Source organism: Aurantivibrio infirmus, from assembly GCF_054767315.1.
Window position 1 is genome coordinate 296,911 of the sequence record NZ_BAAFSK010000001.1, and the last position, 22,448, is coordinate 319,358.

The 22,448-nt window shown below is 40.1% G+C and carries 40 protein-coding genes; all 40 read left to right on the forward strand.

The genetic code is table 11. The annotated features are described in order from the left end of the window. Positions 1-10 precede the first annotated feature (10 nt). The 40 genes from ACYUCY_RS01340 to ACYUCY_RS01535 all read left to right on the forward strand — a co-directional run bounded on the left by ACYUCY_RS01340 (position 11) and on the right by ACYUCY_RS01535 (position 22,439). The gene (locus ACYUCY_RS01340) at positions 11-484 is read left to right on the forward strand and encodes a hypothetical protein (protein WP_460224637.1); all 474 of its coding nucleotides are present in this window, start codon (positions 11-13) and stop codon (positions 482-484) included. 88 nt (positions 485-572) lie between these two features. Continuing rightward, complete coding sequence (locus tag ACYUCY_RS01345) at positions 573-962, forward strand: YbbD family protein (protein ID WP_460224638.1); 390 nt, start codon at positions 573-575, stop codon at positions 960-962. Positions 963-1,049: 87 nt separating this feature from the next. Continuing rightward, a complete protein-coding gene (locus ACYUCY_RS01350) occupies positions 1,050-1,430 on the forward strand; it encodes a hypothetical protein (protein WP_460224639.1) in 381 nt (126 codons plus the stop codon). A gap of 89 nt (positions 1,431-1,519) precedes the next feature. Continuing rightward, positions 1,520-1,879 carry a hypothetical protein gene (locus ACYUCY_RS01355; protein WP_460224640.1) on the forward strand — a complete coding sequence of 120 codons (360 nt, stop codon included), beginning with the start codon at positions 1,520-1,522 and terminating at the stop codon, positions 1,877-1,879. Positions 1,880-1,966: 87 nt separating this feature from the next. Next, entirely contained in the window at positions 1,967-2,521 is a 555-nt protein-coding gene (locus ACYUCY_RS01360) for a hypothetical protein (protein WP_460224641.1), read from the forward strand. Positions 2,522-2,610: 89 nt separating this feature from the next. Continuing rightward, on the forward strand, positions 2,611-3,384 hold the full coding sequence (locus tag ACYUCY_RS01365) for a hypothetical protein (RefSeq protein WP_460224642.1): 774 nt from the start codon (positions 2,611-2,613) through the stop codon (positions 3,382-3,384). A 62-nt stretch (positions 3,385-3,446) separates the two neighbouring features. Further along, the gene (locus tag ACYUCY_RS01370) at positions 3,447-3,710 is read left to right on the forward strand and encodes a hypothetical protein (protein WP_460224643.1); all 264 of its coding nucleotides are present in this window, start codon (positions 3,447-3,449) and stop codon (positions 3,708-3,710) included. 428 nt (positions 3,711-4,138) lie between these two features. After that, complete coding sequence (locus ACYUCY_RS01375; protein WP_460224644.1) at positions 4,139-4,621, forward strand: hypothetical protein; 483 nt, start codon at positions 4,139-4,141, stop codon at positions 4,619-4,621. 109 nt (positions 4,622-4,730) lie between these two features. Then, a complete protein-coding gene (locus ACYUCY_RS01380; RefSeq protein WP_460224645.1) occupies positions 4,731-4,982 on the forward strand; it encodes a hypothetical protein in 252 nt (83 codons plus the stop codon). Positions 4,983-5,098: 116 nt separating this feature from the next. Next, the gene (locus tag ACYUCY_RS01385; protein WP_460224646.1) at positions 5,099-5,326 is read left to right on the forward strand and encodes a hypothetical protein; all 228 of its coding nucleotides are present in this window, start codon (positions 5,099-5,101) and stop codon (positions 5,324-5,326) included. Between the two features lie 106 nt (positions 5,327-5,432). Beyond that, positions 5,433-5,771, forward strand: a complete 339-nt coding sequence (locus tag ACYUCY_RS01390; protein WP_460224647.1) for a hypothetical protein — start codon at positions 5,433-5,435, stop codon at positions 5,769-5,771. A 105-nt stretch (positions 5,772-5,876) separates the two neighbouring features. After that, on the forward strand, positions 5,877-6,407 hold the full coding sequence (locus ACYUCY_RS01395; protein WP_460224648.1) for a hypothetical protein: 531 nt from the start codon (positions 5,877-5,879) through the stop codon (positions 6,405-6,407). A 50-nt stretch (positions 6,408-6,457) separates the two neighbouring features. Further along, positions 6,458-6,991, forward strand: a complete 534-nt coding sequence (locus ACYUCY_RS01400; protein ID WP_460224649.1) for a DUF4262 domain-containing protein — start codon at positions 6,458-6,460, stop codon at positions 6,989-6,991. A 90-nt stretch (positions 6,992-7,081) separates the two neighbouring features. Beyond that, entirely contained in the window at positions 7,082-7,420 is a 339-nt protein-coding gene (locus tag ACYUCY_RS01405) for a hypothetical protein (protein WP_460224650.1), read from the forward strand. 113 nt (positions 7,421-7,533) lie between these two features. Further along, complete coding sequence (locus ACYUCY_RS01410; protein WP_460224651.1) at positions 7,534-7,854, forward strand: hypothetical protein; 321 nt, start codon at positions 7,534-7,536, stop codon at positions 7,852-7,854. Positions 7,855-8,321: 467 nt separating this feature from the next. After that, the gene (locus ACYUCY_RS01415) at positions 8,322-8,975 is read left to right on the forward strand and encodes a hypothetical protein (RefSeq protein ID WP_460224652.1); all 654 of its coding nucleotides are present in this window, start codon (positions 8,322-8,324) and stop codon (positions 8,973-8,975) included. 18 nt (positions 8,976-8,993) lie between these two features. Then, positions 8,994-9,497 (forward strand): hypothetical protein, encoded by a 504-nt coding sequence (locus ACYUCY_RS01420; protein ID WP_460224653.1) that lies wholly within the window; start codon positions 8,994-8,996, stop codon positions 9,495-9,497. A 428-nt stretch (positions 9,498-9,925) separates the two neighbouring features. Further along, the gene (locus ACYUCY_RS01425; RefSeq protein WP_460224654.1) at positions 9,926-10,420 is read left to right on the forward strand and encodes a hypothetical protein; all 495 of its coding nucleotides are present in this window, start codon (positions 9,926-9,928) and stop codon (positions 10,418-10,420) included. 79 nt (positions 10,421-10,499) lie between these two features. Next, complete coding sequence (locus tag ACYUCY_RS01430) at positions 10,500-10,883, forward strand: hypothetical protein (protein WP_460224655.1); 384 nt, start codon at positions 10,500-10,502, stop codon at positions 10,881-10,883. Between the two features lie 95 nt (positions 10,884-10,978). Further along, entirely contained in the window at positions 10,979-11,332 is a 354-nt protein-coding gene (locus tag ACYUCY_RS01435) for a hypothetical protein (protein ID WP_460224656.1), read from the forward strand. A gap of 72 nt (positions 11,333-11,404) precedes the next feature. Then, positions 11,405-11,902, forward strand: a complete 498-nt coding sequence (locus ACYUCY_RS01440) for a hypothetical protein (protein ID WP_460224657.1) — start codon at positions 11,405-11,407, stop codon at positions 11,900-11,902. Positions 11,903-11,999: 97 nt separating this feature from the next. Then, entirely contained in the window at positions 12,000-12,368 is a 369-nt protein-coding gene (locus ACYUCY_RS01445; RefSeq protein ID WP_460224658.1) for a hypothetical protein, read from the forward strand. A gap of 76 nt (positions 12,369-12,444) precedes the next feature. Continuing rightward, on the forward strand, positions 12,445-12,843 hold the full coding sequence (locus tag ACYUCY_RS01450; RefSeq protein WP_460224659.1) for a hypothetical protein: 399 nt from the start codon (positions 12,445-12,447) through the stop codon (positions 12,841-12,843). 513 nt (positions 12,844-13,356) lie between these two features. Then, positions 13,357-13,644 (forward strand): putative quinol monooxygenase, encoded by a 288-nt coding sequence (locus ACYUCY_RS01455; RefSeq protein ID WP_460224660.1) that lies wholly within the window; start codon positions 13,357-13,359, stop codon positions 13,642-13,644. A 110-nt stretch (positions 13,645-13,754) separates the two neighbouring features. Continuing rightward, positions 13,755-14,336 (forward strand): hypothetical protein, encoded by a 582-nt coding sequence (locus ACYUCY_RS01460; protein ID WP_460224661.1) that lies wholly within the window; start codon positions 13,755-13,757, stop codon positions 14,334-14,336. A 96-nt stretch (positions 14,337-14,432) separates the two neighbouring features. Further along, complete coding sequence (locus ACYUCY_RS01465) at positions 14,433-14,762, forward strand: hypothetical protein (protein ID WP_460224662.1); 330 nt, start codon at positions 14,433-14,435, stop codon at positions 14,760-14,762. A 93-nt stretch (positions 14,763-14,855) separates the two neighbouring features. After that, the gene (locus ACYUCY_RS01470) at positions 14,856-15,110 is read left to right on the forward strand and encodes a hypothetical protein (RefSeq protein ID WP_460224663.1); all 255 of its coding nucleotides are present in this window, start codon (positions 14,856-14,858) and stop codon (positions 15,108-15,110) included. A gap of 173 nt (positions 15,111-15,283) precedes the next feature. Then, a complete protein-coding gene (locus tag ACYUCY_RS01475) occupies positions 15,284-15,538 on the forward strand; it encodes a type II toxin-antitoxin system Phd/YefM family antitoxin (protein WP_460224664.1) in 255 nt (84 codons plus the stop codon). Next, the gene (locus tag ACYUCY_RS01480; RefSeq protein ID WP_460224665.1) at positions 15,531-15,797 is read left to right on the forward strand and encodes a Txe/YoeB family addiction module toxin; all 267 of its coding nucleotides are present in this window, start codon (positions 15,531-15,533) and stop codon (positions 15,795-15,797) included. The genes ACYUCY_RS01475 and ACYUCY_RS01480 overlap by 8 nt, the downstream gene beginning before the upstream one ends. A gap of 73 nt (positions 15,798-15,870) precedes the next feature. Continuing rightward, positions 15,871-16,311: a hypothetical protein gene (locus ACYUCY_RS01485; protein WP_460224666.1), complete on the forward strand. Its 441-nt coding sequence runs from the start codon at positions 15,871-15,873 to the stop codon at positions 16,309-16,311. Positions 16,312-16,418: 107 nt separating this feature from the next. Next, entirely contained in the window at positions 16,419-16,760 is a 342-nt protein-coding gene (locus tag ACYUCY_RS01490; RefSeq protein ID WP_460224667.1) for a hypothetical protein, read from the forward strand. A 91-nt stretch (positions 16,761-16,851) separates the two neighbouring features. Then, complete coding sequence (locus ACYUCY_RS01495; RefSeq protein WP_460224668.1) at positions 16,852-17,187, forward strand: hypothetical protein; 336 nt, start codon at positions 16,852-16,854, stop codon at positions 17,185-17,187. Positions 17,188-17,241: 54 nt separating this feature from the next. Beyond that, on the forward strand, positions 17,242-17,595 hold the full coding sequence (locus tag ACYUCY_RS01500; protein ID WP_460224669.1) for a tetratricopeptide repeat protein: 354 nt from the start codon (positions 17,242-17,244) through the stop codon (positions 17,593-17,595). Positions 17,596-17,786: 191 nt separating this feature from the next. Beyond that, a complete protein-coding gene (locus tag ACYUCY_RS01505; RefSeq protein ID WP_460224670.1) occupies positions 17,787-18,065 on the forward strand; it encodes a hypothetical protein in 279 nt (92 codons plus the stop codon). A 28-nt stretch (positions 18,066-18,093) separates the two neighbouring features. Continuing rightward, positions 18,094-18,486, forward strand: coding sequence for a cupin domain-containing protein (locus ACYUCY_RS01510; protein ID WP_460224671.1), 393 nt, complete (start codon positions 18,094-18,096; stop codon positions 18,484-18,486). Positions 18,487-18,530: 44 nt separating this feature from the next. After that, positions 18,531-18,902, forward strand: a complete 372-nt coding sequence (locus ACYUCY_RS01515) for a VOC family protein (RefSeq protein WP_460224672.1) — start codon at positions 18,531-18,533, stop codon at positions 18,900-18,902. Next, positions 18,863-19,384: a GNAT family N-acetyltransferase gene (locus ACYUCY_RS01520; protein WP_460224673.1), complete on the forward strand. Its 522-nt coding sequence runs from the start codon at positions 18,863-18,865 to the stop codon at positions 19,382-19,384. The genes ACYUCY_RS01515 and ACYUCY_RS01520 overlap by 40 nt, the downstream gene beginning before the upstream one ends. A gap of 319 nt (positions 19,385-19,703) precedes the next feature. Beyond that, the gene (locus ACYUCY_RS01525; protein WP_460224674.1) at positions 19,704-20,102 is read left to right on the forward strand and encodes a hypothetical protein; all 399 of its coding nucleotides are present in this window, start codon (positions 19,704-19,706) and stop codon (positions 20,100-20,102) included. A 96-nt stretch (positions 20,103-20,198) separates the two neighbouring features. Further along, on the forward strand, positions 20,199-20,657 hold the full coding sequence (locus tag ACYUCY_RS01530) for a GNAT family N-acetyltransferase (RefSeq protein ID WP_460224675.1): 459 nt from the start codon (positions 20,199-20,201) through the stop codon (positions 20,655-20,657). Between the two features lie 351 nt (positions 20,658-21,008). Continuing rightward, positions 21,009-22,439 carry a rhomboid family intramembrane serine protease gene (locus ACYUCY_RS01535; protein WP_460224676.1) on the forward strand — a complete coding sequence of 477 codons (1,431 nt, stop codon included), beginning with the start codon at positions 21,009-21,011 and terminating at the stop codon, positions 22,437-22,439. The last annotated feature ends 9 nt before the right edge of the window (positions 22,440-22,448 follow it).

A 22,448-nucleotide genomic window follows, 5' to 3' on the forward strand; every position in this document is an offset into this window, starting at 1 on the left:
TGCGTTTCGGTTGCCCCTTAGCAAGGCGTTAGGCATACAAGGAGATCGCGGTATTAAGTGGGAAATATATAAACAACTTGAAGTGCCTTGCGCGGATATTTCGTATCAATGGATATCTGGGAAAAATGGATTCCTTGAGATTACTATGCATTTTTCTCGGGTTATAGGTGGTTTCAAAAATGATGTGTGTCTTACCTTTGACAATCCTATAGCGGTGCAATGGGAAGACGAATCTTACGGTATTATCGAGCTTCCAAATAATTTGCCCAAATGTCAAAATGAAGCATTTAGTCCTTGGGTTTATCCAACATTAATTATTCCAAATTCGAATTGGGCAAATACTTATGCTGCTCGAATTTGCACAGCCGAAGAGTATGAAAATCACAACGTATCGCACTTTGCTTTTATCTCAATGAATGACCTTCTCCATGTTCTATCGAATAAAAAGCCGAGCGCAAAAATTGTGGAGGCTAAAAATGCCTAACAAGGCCAGCCAGGTTTGCGCAACAAAAAACGTTGCGCGGGACAATTGCTACGCTGCGCTTCGCAATTGCCCCTGCTGGCGGCGTTAAATGTCTCGCATGAAAAAAGCAATTGCTGGGTTAGTTGTTTTATCTTTATGTTCTTTAGTTGGTGTTATGTGGCTGATATCTATAGAAAGGGTGCACTCCAGGTTTGATAATTATCAAGGGATGGAAACATCGGGAATATTTGAAGCAGGTTGGCTACCGCCGTATCTACCAAAATCTGCTACAAATATAAGAGAGAAGCATGATATAGATACGAATTTTGTGCATGCAACATTTGAATACGAGCAACAGGACAAGTCCTCAGTTATAGACAATTGCCAAATAATAGAACACCAGAAAAAAGTAACAATTTTTAATTGTAACTATAGGGGCAATGAAGCTGTGCTTAAACTATATAATAACGGCTTTGCCGAATATTCAAGCTTAAGGTAAAAAACATTTAACAATCGCAGGCACCGGGAAAATTTTTCCGCTGCGCTACAAATTTTCCCGTGCTACGGGCGTTATGCATAAATATTAATGAAAAGCTTCGGCGATAAAGATAGGCTCTGTTTTGAAGTTGGCGACAAAAAGGTTGGCGGTCTTTTACCCATGGAAATCTATGCGGCAAAAGAATCAGTTACACCGTTTGATAAACACGCCTATCTGCCTTCTTTCATTGCATCCTTAGAGCGCGAATTAGATACCATTAAAAAGGGTGGTATTCCGGAAGAATTTATTTATTTTAATCACGGTCCAACTACAGATGATGTTTACGGAAAAGTTGCGTTTATAAATAACGAGGCAAAATTAACATTTGAGTTTAGAGGGGAAAAGCAGGTGGTAGTAATGCTGAGTGTTGCGGAGCTAATAGAAATTTATAATGAAGTAATCATTTATTTGCGTGAGTTAAATGCATAACAAGCAAGTCAATGCGACCCGCATTCCGTTGCTTCGTTTCACTGCGCAACTCCAATTGGCCGCATTACTTGGGCGTTAGGCATGCTCGTATGAAGAAAATATTTTGTATTTTGAGCGCCCTAGTATTAATAGGTTGTGAGTCGGCAAATTATCAAAAGGTGTCTGGAGTACCTACGTCTGCAGAGTATTCTGGCTGGGATATCGATCACTGCACTGAGGAACGGAAGGCGGGTGTTGAATGCATACAGCATGGTGGTCAAATCTACGTTGTGAATTTGGAATCCGTGAAGGGAGCGAAGCTAAATCAAATCCTAGTAGTACAGCATGCTTTAATGGTTCCTAAAGGTAATACTGAACGTTGGTGTTTTAAAGCAGAGCCAGCTGTACCAAAGTTAGTGGAAGGAACTGGTGTTGCTTATATAGCCGCAGAATATTTTCGAGGTTGCTAGACATGCCTAACAAACCAATCAACTTCGCGCCTTCGGCGCCGGACGCGCAAAAAGCGCGCGCCCGGTTATTGGGGCGTTAGGGCAACTATGAAATCAATACTTCTACTGATACTACTAATCCCATCAATTGTGATGGCCGAAATTCATAAAGAAGCTCAAATATGCCAAGAAAGCGGGCAAATCTGTTTCTTTTGGTGGCCTGAACTACCAGAAGTAAAAGGCTGGCACCAAGATATCGATCATAGCTACCACTATAGAATGAATACACAAGCGCCGGAAAATTATACTTTTGCTAACGCTGAAGCAGTAATTTATGCAAAGGCTGAGTATCAAGATAAATCATCAAAAGAACAAACTCTTGAAGAATTTATAGCATTTTCTCAGAACCAATTTATAAGTGGCGCGCCTTCTGAGCTTAATGTTACAAAAACAGGCGAACTATCTTCAAAAGGTAAGCATAAATTTGAAAGTTACTCATTCTTCCCAAAAGGTGAAGGAAACTGGGAGCAAGTGTCTTACGCTGAAGATCATGATAAAGACGGAAACAAATACTATGTAATATTTGTTTTAAGTTCGCGATCTAAAGATGGATATGAGAAAAATATTAAGGCATACAATGAGTTTATCGCCGAGTACCAATAGCCCTAACAAGTGCAGGCACCGGGAAAAGTTTTCCGCTGCGCTCCAAATTTTCCCGTGCTACAGGCGTTAGGCCTCTTTGAGAAATCGTGATGTTATCGAAGTTATTTGGAAAAAAAGAACAAGGAATCGTTGGGTACATTTATGTAGCCGATAGCGACGAAGGTATACTCAAAAATGTCAGTGCTGGTCAAACTATCAAGAACAAGAAGAAAGGCCCGCCTTGGATCGTCGTAGACCATGGATTCGAACATATGACTATCGCCAAGTGGCCTGGATCACTTTGGCGTGCAGAGGTTATAGATGAGGCAAAGAATACCGGTCTTCTTGAATACGCAAAATACACAAGAGCTAATGGCGTAAAAATCATCGAAAACCTACCGCTTAATGTTCTCTTTGGAGATTTTGGGTCTGGCATTCTAAAGATTATTCAATCAGCTAGTGCTATTAGTCCTGATTCAGTTGAAACATTGGTAAGTGCTTTTCCAGATGAGGCTATAGAGCTTTACTCCAAAGGTTGGAATATATATGGAGGTACTAAAACCGACCAGCCTCCCTTTTACGGACGTGATCATCAAAATACGATTGCAATGCCCGGTGATGAAGGTTGCTCTCCTATAAATAGCGCCTTCAAAATTATCTATTCCCAAGTATTCGATCAAGCTAATAAGCTAACAGATGGTAAAGCCATACTTTCTGATGACGAAGGTAACCTGTCACTAGATGATGTGTGGTCAAAAGCATGTAACAGTTTTTTGTGTGCAGCAATGGCCATTGCTTATCAACAGAAATATTCAAGTGATGAAGTTGCTTTATTATCTAGAGCATGGGAGGCGGTCCATGGCAAATTGCCAATCAAGGCCTAACAAGCGCATGTTGTCGGACTGGTTTTCCGCTGCGCTCCAAACCAGCCGCAAATGCGGGCGTTATGCATTTAAAAGCTATGAATAAAGTTATTTTAGTAGCTGGAATATTAGTTTCTCTCTATACATTGTTGGCAATGCTATTTGGTATTCCTGAAATTACAGACCTACTACCAGTATCAATGTTTAGCGAAACACAAAATCATTACAAGGTAGTAGCTACAGATAAAAAAAGTTTAAGCGCTTGGTACACTCTAGGTGTTGGCGCCGTATTAATAATAATTGGTGTAGTACTGCCGTGTTTTTCAAAGAAATGGGGTAAAAAGTAATGCATAACAAGGCGCCCAAGTTTGCTCCAGCCGCAAAAAGCGCGGCTTCCGCGGGACACACTACGCTTCACTCCGTGTGCCCCTTGGCTTGGCGTTACGTGTCTAAAAAATAATAATGTAGTGTCGCCGCAAAAAATAAATATGCATTCTTTAAGTTACAACAGATGCTAGAGAGTACGGCGGTAAACCGAGCAATATCGCAGGGGACAAGAAGCCACGGAGCAAGGTTATAATTTTCATTCTATAAGCATCGTGGCTTGCGGCTCTATAAAGTTCAACGCAAGTACTTTTTGCAGCAACAACGTTCTAATCGGTAACTTGCTAAATTAAAACAATCGCGGTAGTTTCAGTTTTTTGGTTTAACGTATCGTCGCCAACGGTGTACTAAATGAAACACAAACTAAAAACACGTAACAAGGCGGTGTTGTATGCCGCTAAACGCGGCGGGACGCTCCTGGCGTCGCGCCCCAAACCTTGGCGTTAAGTGTATGAGAGCACTACTACTTATAGTTGCTATTCTAGGTCTATCGGGTTGTGTTAATTCTTATAAGCAGCCCAATACTGAAATAGTACAAAGCTTTGAAGTTCAACCTAATCAAATTCTTTTAGCATTACGGGTAAAATCTGCTAAGTACACCGACTATTTTCCATACGAGTGTGACCCTAATAACTGTATCCCGTTTAATTTTTGGTTTATATACGAGGCCGAGGTCCTGGATGTGATAAGCGGTGAATTCAGTGGTAAAGAAGTGGTCTTTGCAAACTTGCAGCATACATACTTTATCAAGTCAGTTACCAAAGAGTGGTATGTACTTTTAGAAGAATTTACAAATCCACAAACAATCAGTACCTTAAACACCAAGTATTATGCGGTACAGAACGAGTCACCGTACTTATGGAATCAACAGTAAAAACACTTAACAAAGCAACCCAGCGCCCACAAGCCACAAAAAGCGCGGCTTGTGGTGGACTCGCTACACGATGTTTCGCTCGCCGCTGGTTGCGGCGTTATGAATCAAAATGACTAATGCGAATGCAACTACAATTATCAAATTACTAGCAGCTATAGAGCTGGCAAGTGATACAGATATAGCCCCAGACATCGCCGTAGATCTACTTGAACTAGCTGCAACTGAATTATCACTTTCCAATTCAGACGAGAGGTTCTGTATTAGCGAAGCCATTGATGCCCTATTGGATTCCGATGAAGAGTTCAGCAACGAAGAGGTGGAGTTTTATGAGTCATTTATGGATAATTTTGGGTTGCTGTAAAATTCATAACAAGCCGCTCAAATTCGTTACGGCCAAAAAAAGCGTGGCCTCCACCGGACTCGCTACCGCTCGCCGTTTAGCGGGGCGTTATGTGACCGCAAAGGGAATATGTAAAGGTGAATGAGGACCTACTCAACTATTTAGTGGCTACTGAAGAAAATAATATTGGAGACGTATTAGGTTGTCTAAATAGATATGGAGCCTGGATCGAAGAGATTGATGCGAGTGATAAAAAAACAGAAAAAGAAATAATGTGTAAAATTTCAAGTAGTGATATGAGAGATTTCGAAACATGGTTGCTCTCACATAAAAATATAAAAGTAAAAATTACAAAAATCACATAACAAGGCCAGGCACATGAAAAATCAGTCGTTGCGTTTCACTCCACAACTGTTTTTCATGTGCTCGCAGCGTTAGGTGTATTCGGAAATCAATCGACGGATCAATTATATGGATAAGGGAACAATTTACCCTAGGTTCACAAAAACTAAGGTAGCAACGAATACAGCTAAGGCCAAGAAAGGCCGCTCTTTCTATTCTAAGTTTGTTCGTGCAATTGCGTTGCTTCCCCTAGCACCTTTATGTCTCAGTTTAATAATCAACGGCATGTGTTCGTTTTTTGGCTTTGCTTTTGGCGCAGACTGTAAGCCGTCTGGTGGTGGCATTGGTAATAACGATACTTTGGCAGAGCTTAGTGCCATTTATGGAGCTTTCGGATTTGTGGTAACAATACCTCTTGCATGCTTTCTTGCTTTGATTGGGCTTCCGTTTACAAGGTCTAAAAAATAAGTGGGGCACCTAACAAGGTAGTGTTGTTCGCCTTCGGCTGGGACAACCATTCCGTTGCACTACATGGTTGCCCCAAACTACGGCGTTAGCCTTACAGGAGAAACAATGGAGCAATTAATAAAAGAGCTATTTGAAAAAACGCCAAAATGCCTATCCGAGTTGAAAACCTCAGTGTCCGATGTACAGCTTCCGCGTAGCTGGAATTCAGGCCCGTTATTTACAACAAAATTAATTTCATGCAAATGTGGAAATGAAGAGCTAGAACTTCACACGGCCCAACGGAAAGCTTCGAAAGGTTTTTTCAAAAAGAAGGAAGTTACCGAATACTACCCGCCAGTTAAAGTAAGCTGCACCAAATGCAACAATTCGACAACAATATTCAATCCCGAAGTACACGGGTGGAACGGTGAAACTGAAGAAAGTCTTGGTACACCCCAAGAGGTCGAATTGATGCCGTACAGCCCAGGCATGGGTGAAGTATATGTAAACTATTCATACCAAGGAGTTGAAAACTACGAAGACTTAGTCGAAGAAGGAGTTAAAAACCCAGAAGACTTCTTCGATACATTTACAGTTTTAGTTAAAAATTCAAATACTGGCGGGTTAGTGGAAGTTGTTTCTTGTGAGTGTGCGTAAAAAGGCTAACAAACACACCAACCGCGCACAAATTGCAAAAAACGCAACTTGTGCTGGACTCGCTCCACGATGTTCCGCTCGCCGGTTGTGTGGGCGTTAAATTTCAAGGAAGTATCGAGTTGGACGACAGAGATAAAAAGGCATTAAGCGATATTGAAGAATATGGATGCCATGTTCTCAACGTCGCTGAAGGTGAGGGTGAACCTTCATTCACCTATTCCATTGGTATCAATAAAAAGCAAAACAAACCAGATGTAGTGATTCTCGGCCTTAAAACAGAGCTGGCTCATTCCATGGCCAACAATTACAAAGACCGCCTTCTTTCTGGCGAAGTCTTCGAACCTGGTAAGTTTTATCCTGACTTTCTAGGAGACTTCGACGTATGCTTTGTTCAAGTAGCAAAGAAGTACTTCAAAGAGTATTTCGGTTGGGGACTCTGGCTGCACGATGGAAGTGATTTCGAAGTACTACAAATGGTGTGGCCTACAACTGACGGTGTATGGCCTTGGAGTGAGGACAAATCGGAATTCTATCAATGGGCACAACCCATCCTTACTGAGAGTGGTGAGCTAAATAAAATTTAACAAAGCCATCAAAAATCGTTCCGGCCAAAGAACGGCCTCCACTGGACGCGCTAACGCGCGCCTTTTATAGCGGCGTTAAGTTTACAGAGCATGAACCAACCAAAAGAATGGAAATGTCCAACTGATTGGCACCCGGATTCCGATGGAGAATGGGAAATTGAAATGCTCAGCCGTTTAGCGTCTGTTTTAATTGAATATGATTCTAGTTTAAATGTAGAGCTTAATCTTAATGATCCAACCTGCGCATACTTCTATATCACAAGAGATAAAACAAAATTAGGAGAGGTTTACGTAAATCGTAAAGAAGCTGAGAGTGATGAGCCAATGTATAGCATCTTCTACAATCTCGATGAAACTGAGTATCATGGTTCATCAACAACGGAGTGTGTTCAAAGGCTGGTAGGTTCAAATGGTTTTCCAATTAATTAAACAAAAACTTAACAAACCAAGCCAGCAGAAAATGTGGGCAATGGCCTTGAAAAGCAGGCCATTAAAGCGCCCACTTTTCTGCTGCTTGGGGCGTTATGCATGAATGAGAATAAATGATTTCAGAATCTGATTGGAAAAAATTTAAAAGGATAAAGGAAGCGGCTTTAGAACGCTTCTGTGAAACGGTGCTCAACGATGTATCTGAAGGCCTAAGCAATAAAGAAAACACGACAAATCATGGCAAGTACTTGTATCTGTATAGGCTAATCGAGAACTACGATAAACAGATCGCATTATTGTTTAATGATCACAGCCGGTCTAAAGCAGCAATTCAACTAATGATGCTGCGCGGTGAGGGATTGGTTAAAGAAGAGGAGCTAGAGAATTTGTCTGGTGAGCTTAAAGAGCATACCAAGCCTGAAAAATATGCATAACAAAGCCATTAAAAATTGGCCGCAAAAAAGCGCGCGGCCTACGACGCTCCTAGCGTCGCGCTTTTTATGGCGACGTTAAGCATTAAATCGACAAAGGAGCAATGTTTTATGGGGATGATTGATAAATTGCTTATTGGGGCTGCGTCAATTTGGTTCGTTTTTGTTATATATTCTTATGTTTCAGCGTTCGCTACCGCTGGTTCGTTCGAGCAGGCATTAAGAGGAACATGTCCGAGTCTTAATATTCATGTGCTCCCGCGTTCTCTGAATATGGCTACGATTTCGAGGAAAGAGTGGGTAAATCTCATAGCTTGGTACGACAATAAGACTGGTAAGGAAATTTACATTACTCCAGAATCATATCGTCAGTACAAGTCTACATATCATTGTGATCGCAAATTAGCGAACGCCAATTTACAGCTGTCAAAAGCAAGCAGTCGAGAAGTAACGCCGATCCTAAGGATAAAATGGGGCTATTTTTGTCTTGTTTTATTGCCTGCTTTTCTATTGGTTGGTTTAGCTTTTCTTTCAAAAACCGTCAAGACAAAAGCACGTGGCAAAGCTTAACAAGGCAACGCAACATCGCCCGGCAAAAAGCCGCCGGGCTGGACTCCTTCACTCCGTTGCGCTCGCCGTTGGTTGCGGCGTTAGCATTATCAATGAATAGAAAATCGATCTTTACTCTAGAACTGCTATTTATATTAATTCCTATTTCGGGCATTTCCGTAATTGGAGGTTTAATATTGCTTCGCACGCTAATTTTCGAAAAGCTTCGTTACGATTGGATTTCATTCTTCTATATCATAATTATTTTAATATCACTTATTGGGTTGGCGGTTTTGGTTATAGAAGTTACTAGCCGAATAATCAGGAAGAGTATCATGGGTATCTGGCCATTCCGGGTTGCCATGCACCTTGGTGCATCAATATCTGCGCTGAGTATTTTTTCGCTGCTGGCTTTATTGGTTGATCCACAATCTAAGGACGGCGCCGGATCACTTGGGCTTTTATCTATTTCTGCGCCAGCTCTAATACCATATCTCCATATGGTGTATCTTCACAAAAATGCTAACAAGTACAGCCAGCAGGACGCCGCAAAAGACGCGGCGCCACTGCTGTAAGCGTTAGGCACACCAAGAATGATGGAAATCTCAAGTAATTTGGACGAACTGGATAATTCAGATTGGAAGGCTGAGGAAATAAGTCTTAGGCAATGTATGCTTGGTGATTCAATCGACAAAATCCAATTTGATACTGTTTTGAATACTACGAGGCTAGATATACCAATTAAAGAACAACTGGAATTTGATATATTGCCTCTTAAGCATAAATTTCACCTCTTAACCAACAATGAAGGCTGGGTACAAACAAAAGGTGGCATTAATTTTCGAGTTTCAAAAAATCAAATTGTACAATTTGGTCTGTTTCAAGGTGCACTTACTCCATTGGTCTTTAAAGGCGCTGAAAGTATATCCAACCGTTTTGGTAAACCCGATGACGTTAATAAATTTTATAGGCAAGACCAATTATCCGAAACGGAATTTTTTTATAACAGCAAGCAACTTTTGGTGGTCTGGAGCCATGTGCTTAATCAATTGCTTCATATCAATATTGGGCCAAAATATTTACACCGGAGTACCTAACAAGGCCAGCCATGTCGCTACGCTGGACTCGCAACAAGTTGCTCGCCCATGCTGGCGGCGTTATTGCGCTCTAGGGTTAAAGAATTAATTTTCTTCGCGATAAGTGTTTTAAACAGCAATCGATTGAGTACGTAGTATAAAAATAAGTACGGTGTTCTTTCAGGTAATCAGCAATTAGCAGCGCGGCACCTTAAACATCTTTTTGTTCGTTCGCTGGTGTTTAAAATTGTGGTAAGTTTCAGCATTATTTATTCGTTCGCGTTCCGAGGGGTGCCACTAGCAAAATTGCCTTCGCAGTGGCTCCGGTACGTGTTTTAAATTAGCTGCAAACTGTCGCGGCTATAACAAGTATATTTACCGGAAAATTTTGCGTCACTCGTTTCACTCGCTATGCAAATTTTCCGGTAATAAAGGCGTTAGGTTTATAAATGCGTGCGTTCAAACATATATCCAAAAAGGAAGAAAGTGAACTTAGGAAATTGTTCCCTACTTTCTATCTTGATGAATTACATGACGATAATTCAATAATTAAACTGCCAATTTCATTATGGGATAAATGGTATAAGGACATTGAAGATAAAGAGAATCAGATCAAGTTTGACTGTTCAGATAAAGAGGAACGTGAACGATACAAACTATTTTATGGGTTAGCAGCTGATATTGTCAGAGAATATGAGGTATACGGAATATTCTATGGGAGAGGGGGTATCAAGAGTGTTCGCTCAAGAACTCAACTTATAGAAGACCTCACTGATCATCATTTTTTTATGAGGCCACTTTTAATCCCAAGTGTAAATGCAATTTTTAGTATCACCTGGGACTTTACTGCGTATATTTTTTGCAAAAACCAAGGTGGAGTAAGTCATTTATTAGATCTTGCAGTTGCTCGTGGTTTGAAATTAATCAGAAAACCTAACAATTAAAGGCACAGGAAAATTTAATGTTTCGCTTTCGCTACACATCAATTTTCCTGTGCTTTAGGCGTTAACTACACATCAAGCTATGAGCACCATCGATAAAATAAAAGAAAAATTGCGAAAATACCCTTCGCTTATTTCTAAAGAGGAAGAAGGTTCTATTTCAGTCACTCCACCAAATGGATTTACAGTTTCTCTATATGAAAGTACAGATGATTATACTGTAGGATACGATGGGTGGCATGAAGAATTTGCATCTGAAGACGAAGCTCTAAATTGTTTCGCATTTGGCTTAAGCAAAGAATGTCGCCTTAAAATATATTCGCGTGGCGGGATGGACTACAAATGGATAGTGGAGTATTTACATGAAGGTGAGTGGCAAGCTGACAGCACAACCGGCCTTATATTTTTCCCATTTTGGCGGCGTCTTAGTGTTACTTATAAATACAATGAGGTAATTGGTAGTTAACAAACAAAGCCACCCGAAACTGCGGGCAATGGCTTTGAAAAACAAGCCATTAAAACGCCCGCAATTCGGGTGCTTTGGGCGTTACGTGTAATCGTATGAAAAACGTTGTTTATATATTTATTGTATTTTTCTCGGTTGCATGTAAGCAAGAAGTCGTAAATGATCTTGACGGGGTTAAGAGTTACTCCGTCAAAATTCACTCTACGATGGGCGCAGAAAGGGAGTTTAAAATTAACATTGGCACAGAGAGCTTTGAGAGTTTACGCTTTTGGTTGTATGCAAATCAAAAAGGCTGGGAAAAATCTCCTGCCAGCTATGTACCAGGTATTGTAGTTAAGTATAAAGATAGCCAACTAAATTTTATAAATGACCTTGCTGTCTTAAATAATCAAACCGGCCAATACACTAAAGAAGCAAGCATTAAAGATTATGGTTTTTTATTGCAATAAACACGTAACAAGCAAAGCCATGCGAAAACCTACGCGTTGCTCCGTTTTCGCATGCTTTGGGCGTTATGACTCATGAATATCGATGCACTCACAAAAATGGAAGAAGACCTTTTGGCGAAAATGCCCCAAGGTGGGCACTTTAATGATAGAGAAAAATTTCTTGATGAGAATGGTATCTATAAAAAGTGGCAAAAAATCTTTGAGCATTATTCTCAACTGGCTCTAGAAGGAAATATCGAAGCCTTGAAAAGAGCCGTATTTTTCTTGTGGTATCAAACTTGTGAGCCAGCGCCTTTGAGCGGATTAAAAGATTTAAATGTTCAGGCCGTAGCATCAACCTTAGAGCATTTAAATAAACTCATTACCTCGGAGCAAATTGACTCAGAGCTAGCTTATATGCTTCCCTATTATTATCAAATAGCCGAATGGTATATTCCAAAGGAAGTGGAAGCTGATGCCATCTTATCAGCTAGCCAAATAAGTTCTGGAGAGAATTCAGCAGGCCTTAATAAATCAAATTTCGTAAATAGGGGGCAGCTTGGCCAATATTGGCAGTCACTTCAGTCATAACAAACCAACCAAGCGCGCATTAATTGCAAAAGGCGCAATTAATGCTGGACTCGTTCCGCGTTGCTCCTCTCGCCGCTTGTTGGGGCGTTATGTGTAAATGAAAGAATATCATTGTGTAACTGAGCTAGGTGAGTATTTTTCTCTTTTTGAAAATAAAGAAGGTACTCATATTTGTCCTGTTTGCGGTAGCGCAGAACTTGCTTCGCCGGCATATGACAGCGAAGGTCGCCCTTCGTTTCAAATGTGTTCGTGTGGGTTTGAGTATGGCTATGATGATGCGCCATCCGCATCTTCAGGAGCCGTCGAGGGAGGAATCGAGAAAAATTGGGAAAGATGGCGGAGTAAGATAATAAAGAGATCCTCCTATTTAAAATCTACTTTAAGCAAATGTGAAAAAAACCTTGAAAATATAGGTATTACGTTGGCCTTTGATCTTACCCCTATAAAAAATGAGAAAAACACATAACAAACGCAGGCACAGGGAAAATTTTTCCGCTGCGCTCCAAATTTTCCCGTGCTGCGGGCGTTAGGCTTCAATTCGCATGAACAAAATTATTTTGTTATTTTTATTCTTATTTACAGCCATCGTTTCCGGTCTCCTCGGGAGCTATTTTGGTAAGAATATATTTTTGAATGTATTGGATCAACAACGCGAGGAAGATCGTTTACAAAACCTCTCTTTTACGCAAATAGTTTTAGAGCATCTAGATAAAGGTGAATTTGATAAGGCTCGAGAAGAGGTGTTATCGCTTTCTAGTTCACTCGTTTATAACCTGGAACCAATTGAGTCTTATTCGGTAATGAAGACCGAAGCATGTGAAATACATAAAATTATTCACAAGTACCGCCAGTCGGTAAAAGAAAAATACATTCCAGAAAATCCGATTGACGAAGAAATTCAAAGTATTCTAGAAGCCTGGAGTAAAATCGAATGCGGCTAAAAAAGCCTAACAAGCAAGTCAATGCGACCCTATTTCCGTTGCTTCGTTTCACTACGCAACTCCAATTGGCCGCATTACTTGAACGTTACGTGTATAAAAAATTATAATTTAGTGTCGCCGCAAAAAATAAATGTGCATTCTTTAAGTTACAAAAGATGCTCGAGAATAAGGTAGTAACCCAAACCCTATCGCTGGGTAAATAAGCCACGGAGCAAGGTTAAGAATTTCATTCTATAAGTATCGTAGTTAGCGGCTCAGTAAAGTTCATCGCAAGTACTTTTTTCAGCAATACCGTTCTAATCGGTAGCTTGCTAAAGTAAAACAATCGCGGTAGTTTCGAGTTTTTTTTTTGTACGTATCGGCAGTAACGGTGCCCTAAATGAAATACAAACTAAGTACACGTAACAAGGCGGTGTTGTATGCCGCTAAACGCGGCGGGACGCTCCTGGCGTCGGGCCCCAAACCTTGGCGTTATGCTCATCAATAAACCAGTATTTAACTTAAGGATAAATTATGACAACCAATGTAATAATCACATTTACTGTAAAGCCTGAAAAAATATCTGATTTTGTAAATATTCTTAATTCTGTAAAAATCGATCTACCATCTGTCGAAGGCTGTAATGGAATCCATATTTTTTCTGATAGTAAAAATAACAATGTATTTACGCTTGTAGAAAACTGGGATTCAGAAGATGCACATAAAAAGCACATTGCTGGTGTAGTTGAGTCAGGAAACTGGGATACGATTTCAAGCCATCTAGAGAAAGATCCTGAAAGCTCATATTTCAACGAGCTCTAAAAGCATAACAAGTTACTCAAGTACACTCCGGCCACAAAAGGCGTGGCCTCCGCGGGACAACCTACACTGCGTTTCGGTTGCCCCTTAGCAAAGCGTTATAGGTAGTAGCAATGAACAGAATTTGCTTTTTACTGCTAATTTTTTCAAACATCGCTCTTGCCCAAGAACCTCTAGGTAAATGTCCTAAGGGCGTATTTTATAATTGGAAGGTTGAAACAAAATACGCTGAAAGTTGGGATAAAAAATATCTAGCTATTGGTGATATTGATGGGATAAATCAATACCATAAGAGCAAAGAAGATTTTATTAACACAGGTAAAATAAAGCGGGCCACTGGCCCAAGTACTGATTTGTACCTTAGCGACACAGGTAATTTGCTTGTATTGGGTGAATCCTTTACAGACACTCAATCAGATAAAATTGAAATCTACAATAAAGATGGCGAATTAATTTATACCATTAGTGGTGAAGATGTCCTCTCTTCAAAAGAGTTAGAATCAGCGCGTGAGAAATATGAATCAACTGATTGGTGCACGCCTGAAAAGCCTTGGATATGTTGGGATGAGGCCATCTTCCAGGCAGATAATTCATTATATTTAAATGACGTATTAGGTCGTAATATTGTTATAAATATAAATAATGGCAATGTAAAAATAAGTAATGAAAAAAAACAATGTAAAATGTTCCTATAACAAAGCCAGCCAGGTGGCCACAAAAAACGTGGCCAGGGGCTTTTGTTCCGCTGCGCTTCACAAAAGCCCCTGCTGGCGGCGTTATATGGATGCAGCATGGAAAATCAATTAACCCGCGGAGAAAGTAAGCGAGTAATGTATGTCGAGAATAAAGAAGGCTGCATTGACGAATTCGCTGCGCATATTGGGTGGGTAACCTTCTCCAAAACGGGTAAAACTGTTTACTACAAAAATAAAGTCTTAAATCGAATGAAGGGTGGCGGAATATCTGGGAACCACATGGATGAAGCTACTGGCGAAGAATATTGGGTTTCTGGCGTTAAGAAGCGCGGCTCAAACACACATTGGGCAGAGTCTACCTTCGTAAAAATAGACGATGATGCTCGAGAAGAATATGAACGCATCATCAATAGTTATTCCATATAACAAACACGCGCAGCGTGCCGCAAAAAGCGCGACGGGACTGCCTACGTTTCACTTCGGCAGCCCCTGGCGTGGGCGTTAGGAGTTCACAATAACATGGAAAATATCTCGGTCTATATTATTTGTGCTTTGCTAGTTTCCATTTTATGGTTTGTTCCCGCAGCTATTTTAACTATCAGAGTAAAGAAGCACGAAGGAATCGAACCAATCATAAAAAAACAACTTATTTTACCTATGTGGGTAATTCCCATTGTAGGTACATTGGTGTGCTTTTTAGTTTTCGCAAAAATTGGACGTGTCCCACGCCTATCTGAAGCAGATAACCGAGACATATGGTTATCCAAAGAGTAGCAAGATGAATTCGAAAAATACTCCTAACAATCGCAGGCACCGGGAAAATTTTTCCGCTGCGCTACAAATTTTCCCGTGCTTTGGGCGTTAAATCCTCGTCACACCCACTACTTGCACAATTTATTGAACAAGTTATACTTGGGCTACATTCTGTACAAGTAGGTCGAACCCCAATGAAAGTTGTAAATTTTTCTGATGCCCGAAACCACCTAAAAAGTGTTTTAGATCAAGTGGTTAGCGATGCTGACTACACCATTATCTCTCGCCGGGATGCAGATGACGCTGTAGTGATGTCTCTCGACCAGTTTAATGGGCTCATGGAAACTGTTCATTTACTAAAAAGCCCAGCGAATGCCGCGCACTTGAATAAGTCCATTAAACAATATCGAGCGGGCAAAGTTCAGAAGCGTAATCTGACTGATGATTGAACTTCTAACCTGGACCAAAGAAGCTTGGGTCGATTATGTGTATTGGCAAAGCCAGGACAAGAAAACTCTTAAGCGCATCAATAAATTAATACTTGATGCGCAAAGCAGTCCTTTCGAAGGTATCGGAAAACCGGAACCATTGAAAGAAAATTTAGCAGGCTTTTGGTCTAGGCGAATTGACGATACCAACAGATTGGTTTACACGATCGACAAAAAACAAATAACAATAATTTCTTGCAGGTATCACTATGAAAAATGATTTAACAAATCAAACAGCGATGTAAAAAACCCACGACTGTTCGAGGCGTTAGGCGTAACGCAGAGTCGATGCCATGATTCCAAGTAAGATCGAAGTATTACTCTCAAATCAAGCATTTAATTTCAACCGAAGCGATGTTGAATTAGCAAAATTAGAAATGCTCAAATTGGGAATTGAACCGTCAAGTGAGTTTTTTGAATTCTATAAATCTGTATGTGTAATAAATTTACACAGTGAATCTTCATATGAGGAGTTGTCTGATGTTTCTGAGCCCTCATCTCAGGTGGCAGTCGGTACAAACTTTGTCCATGAAGTTTGGAAAGTTCCGCCTGAGTTCGTCTGCATCACTACGTGTGAGGGCGAAGGTTGTTATTTATATTCAAAGAAAACAAGGTCGGTATATGACTTTTCTTTAAGCGAAAGAGAAGTATTTATTAAAGATCCCAAACCATCATGGGAAACATTTTATGACTTCATTGAATGGTATCTTTCTCCAAAAAAATGTGTGGAGTAGCAATCACATTCAAATGTGTAGTATATACGCCTAACAAACACACCAAGCGCGCATTAATTGCAGAAAAACGCGGTTTGTGGGTCACACCACCGTGGGTAATATAAACCATGAATAAAAAACTATTTATCTTTTTTCTAGCTGCCTTGTCCACTAATCCTGCCCAATCGCAGGTTGAACCAATGAGTCCGAAAGAGGAGAAGTTGCTTAGATCGTTGAATATTTTTGCAGCACCACCTTCGGATCCTGGAATAGAGCGAGGGTGTTATGATTTTGAAGGTCACATTTATAAAGCGAGTGAAAGTATAGTTCTTGAAGGGATATCAATATCATGTGCTTCGATACCGAGCTCTAGAGAGCCCAGTAAAATCACACATATTTGGCTACTAAAAAGAATATTTGAATACTGTAAACAATTTGAAACTTTTCAAGAGTGTTTCTCAAAACCATAAAAAACAGATAATAAATAAAGGCGCAAACGCTTAAAAAAAGCGGGCTGGACTCGCTGTCGGTCACTTGTGCTTTGGGCGTTAGAGTTGCAATATGAAATCAAAAATAATCGCAATATTAATTTTATTTATGTCGGTTTTCTTGGCGGCATATTTGGTTTATTCATCTGATTATGTGGCTGATTCCTACGTTGGTGCCCTAGCAAGAGTAGAGGGGCTTAACCCAGAAAATTACAGAAATGAGAATGCGGAAGACCTTATCACGAGATATATCTCAATGGGGTATTACGCAAACTCAATAATTGATCACAGTAGTGAAGCAATCTACCGAATATACAATGCACTCTTAATCGCGTGTATCGCAATTATTTTATTGTCGGCAGCTCTTATGGTATTTATATTTAAAAACGCTAATAAATCGCGGCAGTAGCACCATTTCGTGACTGGACGAACTAACATTACTTTGTAACTACGAGAGATAACCATGATCAAGAAAATATTTATACTTAGCGTGCTTTTGTTAGCAATGGGATGTGAAGAAAAACTTGAATATGCTATTGAGGCATCGAGGACCGGTGTGGCTCTTATTGCTAGTGAAGATGTCGCAGCTGGAATTGAGTCACTTACCAAGGCAAAAGAAGCTTATGAAGAAATGTTGACGGTAGAGCCGGGCAACGCCTTGTACCAAAATAATTACGGTTGGGTGCTGATGCAGTTAGGTGAATATGATGCAGCCGAAGTTCAATTCAAAAAAGCGGCCGAACAATCAGATTCTATCAATCACAGTTCTGCTCCTCGGAAAAATTTGACCGAACTCGCGAAACTTAAAACGCAATAAAATAATAGTAACAAGTTTGCCCAAGCTATATAGGTTGGAGTGTTATGCGTTTATGAGTAAATTCAAGTAATTGGGAGTAAATGTATTTCGCGGTTTATCCTCAATCGTGGCATATGAGGAGACTGACCCGATAAGCTATCTGCAACATTCAGCAACTAAAAAAATGATAATTTAGATTAAAGAAATAAACTATGAAAAACCTACTGATAAAAATTACCTTTCCTATCCTCAATTATTTTGAATCTGGGCAAGATTCCTACTCGTATAAAGAATCACATCGGACGATATTAAAAGCGGTTGGCGCTTTGTTCTTAATGATCTCGACAATTTCACTCATAGTTACTGTGAATACTGGTCAATATGGAGGCGTCGTCCCAATTCTAGTTTTTCTAGCTGTGGGCGTGGTGTGTGAAATTGTTGGGTTTTTAGGGAGCGATAAGGCAGTTGCAAATATTTGGAAAAGTCGATGAGCGCTGTAAGCCTAGACGAGGTGTTTATATGTCAAAATTAACTTCGTCATTGGATAGAGAATTTGTGGTTTTGGATTCAGACAAAAATGCACATATAGAAGTTGCAAATTCAGCATTGTACGAAAGGATTGATAAATCTTATGGTGGATTCAAAAACTGTGAGTTGATCTCTAGCTATGAATTTGATTGCGATTGGCCGACCTGGGAAATCCACCCGAACGGTGATGAGGTTGTGATTTTGCTGCGCGGTAAAGCGACTTTTATATTGCAAATCGGCGCGGAGGATAAATCAGTAATCCTGCAAGACGAAGGAGCTTATGTTGTAGTGCCCAGAAATACCTGGCACACAGCGAAAATTAGCGAGAAAACGAAGTTGCTATTTATTACGCCAGGAGAGGGCACGGAACAGAAAGATATTTAGTTTTGCATTGGATAAAAGAATAATTTGGGTGAGGAATTCTTCAAATGATGGCGAAAGGTATTTTTTATATAGAAGCCTATGTTTCTAATTTTGAAAATAGCAAAAAATTTTATCAGGAAACTCTGGGTTGGAAATTAAATACTGATCTGCCAGAAGTGGCGGGCTTTTTCTTCGGTACAGGTTATTTAGTTTTGATGGCGGAAAGTAGACCTGTTCCTGAGCGCCAGTATGCTGGAGGAATGCATGTTGAAGTTGAAGTCGATGATATCGTTGCTGAACATGAGCGTTTACGAGTGCTTGGTGTGAAGGTGGGTGATATCAGTGAGAAGCCTTGGGGAGAGCGTAAATTCACATTCACTGATCCGGACGGCTACCCATGGTCTTATGGTCAGCCGTCAAATTCTCAAAGCTCATGATCCGCGAGGCACTTGAGAAGGACTGTATAAATCTTGCGGCCTTATCGCTAGAAGTGTGGTTCAGTACCTATGCTCTTAATGGCATTTATTCTGATGCCTCGCGCTATGCTATTGCTACATTTACTGAAGAAAAATTCCAAGATATTTTATCTGAATCGAAATACAAATTATTAGTTTGTGTTGAAGATGACTATCTTCGCGGCTATGTGCTTCTTAATTTTGAATCATTCTATGATGATCAGAGTAACGGTTTTGAGATTGACAAGCTTTATGTGCAAAGCCCCTTTCAGGGAAAAGGTATCGGCGCTAGTTTGTTATCTGAAGTAAGAAAGCGTTATGGAGAAAAATTCTGGTTACACAGCTGGGTAGAAAATAAATCTATCGATTTCTATAAGAAATATGGCTTTAAAGATATTGGCCGCTATGATTTTATTCTGGGTGACGAGGCGTTTGAAAATCGCGTATTGTGTTTTAGTGTATAAATATGAAGTTCCCATGGATAAAAGCACCTTTTTAGTACTGTTCTACTAATATTATCCCAAAGCGAATGGGGAAGAATGCAGTTTGGGCATCTATGTTGTTGTCGAGATTGTGCAAGCAAAGATTATTTACCGCTATATCTCGATTTTTATCGACTATTTATGTTCCCCATCGCGCTAATAAGCGAATGAGCCATTTTGGCTTTTACTTTTGCCGATATCGGGTAAAACGCTATGTCAGCGCATTTTTTATTTGTTAATTTTACTATCGCCAAAAATTGGAGGCATTAAGAAGAATATACTAAGAGTATTTGTTATTAGTTTGGCTGTTTTGGTTAATCCCGTCGCTTTTTCGGATGATTTGGGCTCGTGTTTGGTGGATCATTTAGATGGAAAAGAGAGAAAAAATCTTGCGAAATGGATATTTTTTGCGATTGCCGCACACCCAGAAATTAACAAATATTCGAGCGCCACTTCGGCGGATGTGACTGAAAGCGATCGATTTGTTGGTTCCCTAGTAACAAGGCTAATGACGGAAGATTGCCCAAAGGAATTGCAGGCCGCGAATCGTGCAAATCCACGTGCGATCGAACAAGCGTTTGAGCTTGTCGGCCAGGTGGCGATGCAAGAACTTATGACAAATCAGAATGTCACAACGACGATTACAAATTATGTAAAGTATGCTGATCAAGACAAAATTACTAAATTGTTAACTGAATAATCTAAAAATATTTCAGGGTTTACCAGTTAAAAATCGATCTATTATTAGCGTTGTGTAGATGGGTCAATCGTAGACTATTTTTAAAGGTGCCACCGTTTGAAAATTAAAATTGATGATTTAACTGGCCCAGAAGTTTTTTCATTGCTTGAAGAGCATCTTAGTTCTATGGCGGAACACTCGCCTCCTGAAAGTGTTCATGCTTTAGATCTAACTGCATTAAAGCAACCGGAAGTAAATTTCTGGACTGCTTGGGACGAGCGAGAGTTGTTGGGTTGTGGTGCGCTTAAAATATTGAGCGACCGACATGGTGAAATAAAATCGATGCGCACCGCTACACAACACTTAAGAAAAGGCGTCGCCGCGAATATTCTAGAGCATATTATTAATGAGTCGAAACGAATGGGGATTGAGCAACTGAGTCTTGAAACTGGCTCGATGGAAATTTTTTTACCGGCAAGAAAACTCTATGAGAGCTTTGGTTTCAACTATTGCGGACCATTTGCTGATTATGTGGAAGATCCTTATAGCGTATATATGACTCGGCTTTTAAATTAGTATTGTAGAAACATCGAATGTTAGAACTTTAAGGGCCTTGCTTTAATTGAAATAAGGACTCAGGCAAGCCATTTCTTCCAGAGACAATGCCGCTCGGTTCTTTACCCTACCTTTCTATCTTAATGTCCAAGTTTGCTTGTAAGCATCTGATCTATCTCAAATAACCACCACCCATCCCCCCTGTGTCAATAAAACGTAGTCTAGATGCTAGACTTTTAGAGACTGAACTCAGGTAATACCCTGATATCTGCTACTTTCTGGACTAGCTAATTTCTATATACGCAGTTGAGGTAGCCAAGAATATCGTCAATCGTCGTAGTCAACATACGGATATAGCTTCGAGCACGCACTATGGTCATTATCCCCACAGAAAAAAGTTTTGATTGGCAGCATGCTCCTGTCGTGCTTATCTCGCTAGTTCTTCTTAATATCCTCGTGTTTTTTTTCTATCAATCTGGCGACGCACAAAAATTCCAATCAGCTTTCGATACCTACGACCATAACGAACTGTTTGATATCGAATGGCCTCTCTATGAATCATTTTTAGTTGGTCAAGGTGACGAGGAATTACTTGAAACCTATCAACTAGACATGGAAGAAGGCTATTTTTCGGATATTGCGGGAGCAATGTTCTTTGATGAGCCTTTTCAGTCATATTTAAAAGAGCAAGCGCCCGATCTAATTAAGAAAGACGAAGATTACTTTAAGTGGAAAAATGCAAAAGCTGAGATCTATAAAGAGCTAGATTCGGTGAGCTTTCGGCGTTTCGGTTTGTTTCCCAACGATTTAGATTTTATCTCTCCTTTGACGTATCAATTTCTGCATGGTGATTTGATGCATCTTATAGGAAATCTCTTTTTCCTAGTGGTTTGTGGTTTTGCAGTTGAGGCCGCAATAGGCCATTTGCGTTTTCTGTTGTTTTATTTGATCACCGGGGTTGTAGGTGGGCTCGCTCACGCATTGATAAGTCCCGATTCCTCTACGCCTTTAGTCGGTGCATCGGGATCTATTTCTGGTGTTATGGCAATGTATCTAGGGATATTCCGATTTAAAAAAATAGAATTTTTTTATTGGTTCTTTATATTTGTCGGTTATTTTCGCGCTCCCGCACTTTTAATACTACCGATATATGTCGGCAAAGAATTATTTAGTTTTTTCAGTGATACGGAATCGAACGTGGCTTTTATGGCGCATGCCGGTGGATTTATATCTGGGTCGATATTAATGGCAGCGACATTTATCTTTGCTCCGAAAAAAATTAATGAAGAATATGTAGAGTCCGACCAGTCAGCTGTCGACCCGATGCTAGGAAAACTCGCAAAAGTATACGATGCAATTGGAAATTATCAGTTTGAGTCGGCACAAAAACAGGTGCAGCTATTAATTGAAGAGTTTGGATCCAGGTTTGAATTGATTGTCCTAAAATATAATTTATCAAAAATCGATAAGCCTAAAGAATACAAAAACCTAGTAATGGAGATACTAAGTGCGAGAGGGAATTCAGCAGAGCAGAAATTTCAAATGGAGAAAGTATGGAAAGAAAATCCCGAACTGCAAAACGGTATGAACGATGATATCGCTGTTCAGTTGGGTATGAATTTTTCCAATGAGCACCATTTTAATACTGCGGAAGAGATTTTTAAGATACTCCATGAGAGGGGAAGCCAGCACCCCAATTTGGGCTTGTTTGCAAGAAAGCTTGCTCAAGCTGCCTCATCACTAAAGCTAGATGCACAAAAGAGAAACTACAGTCAATTCGCTGATTCTCTAAAAGCAGTATAACTGGGGCGC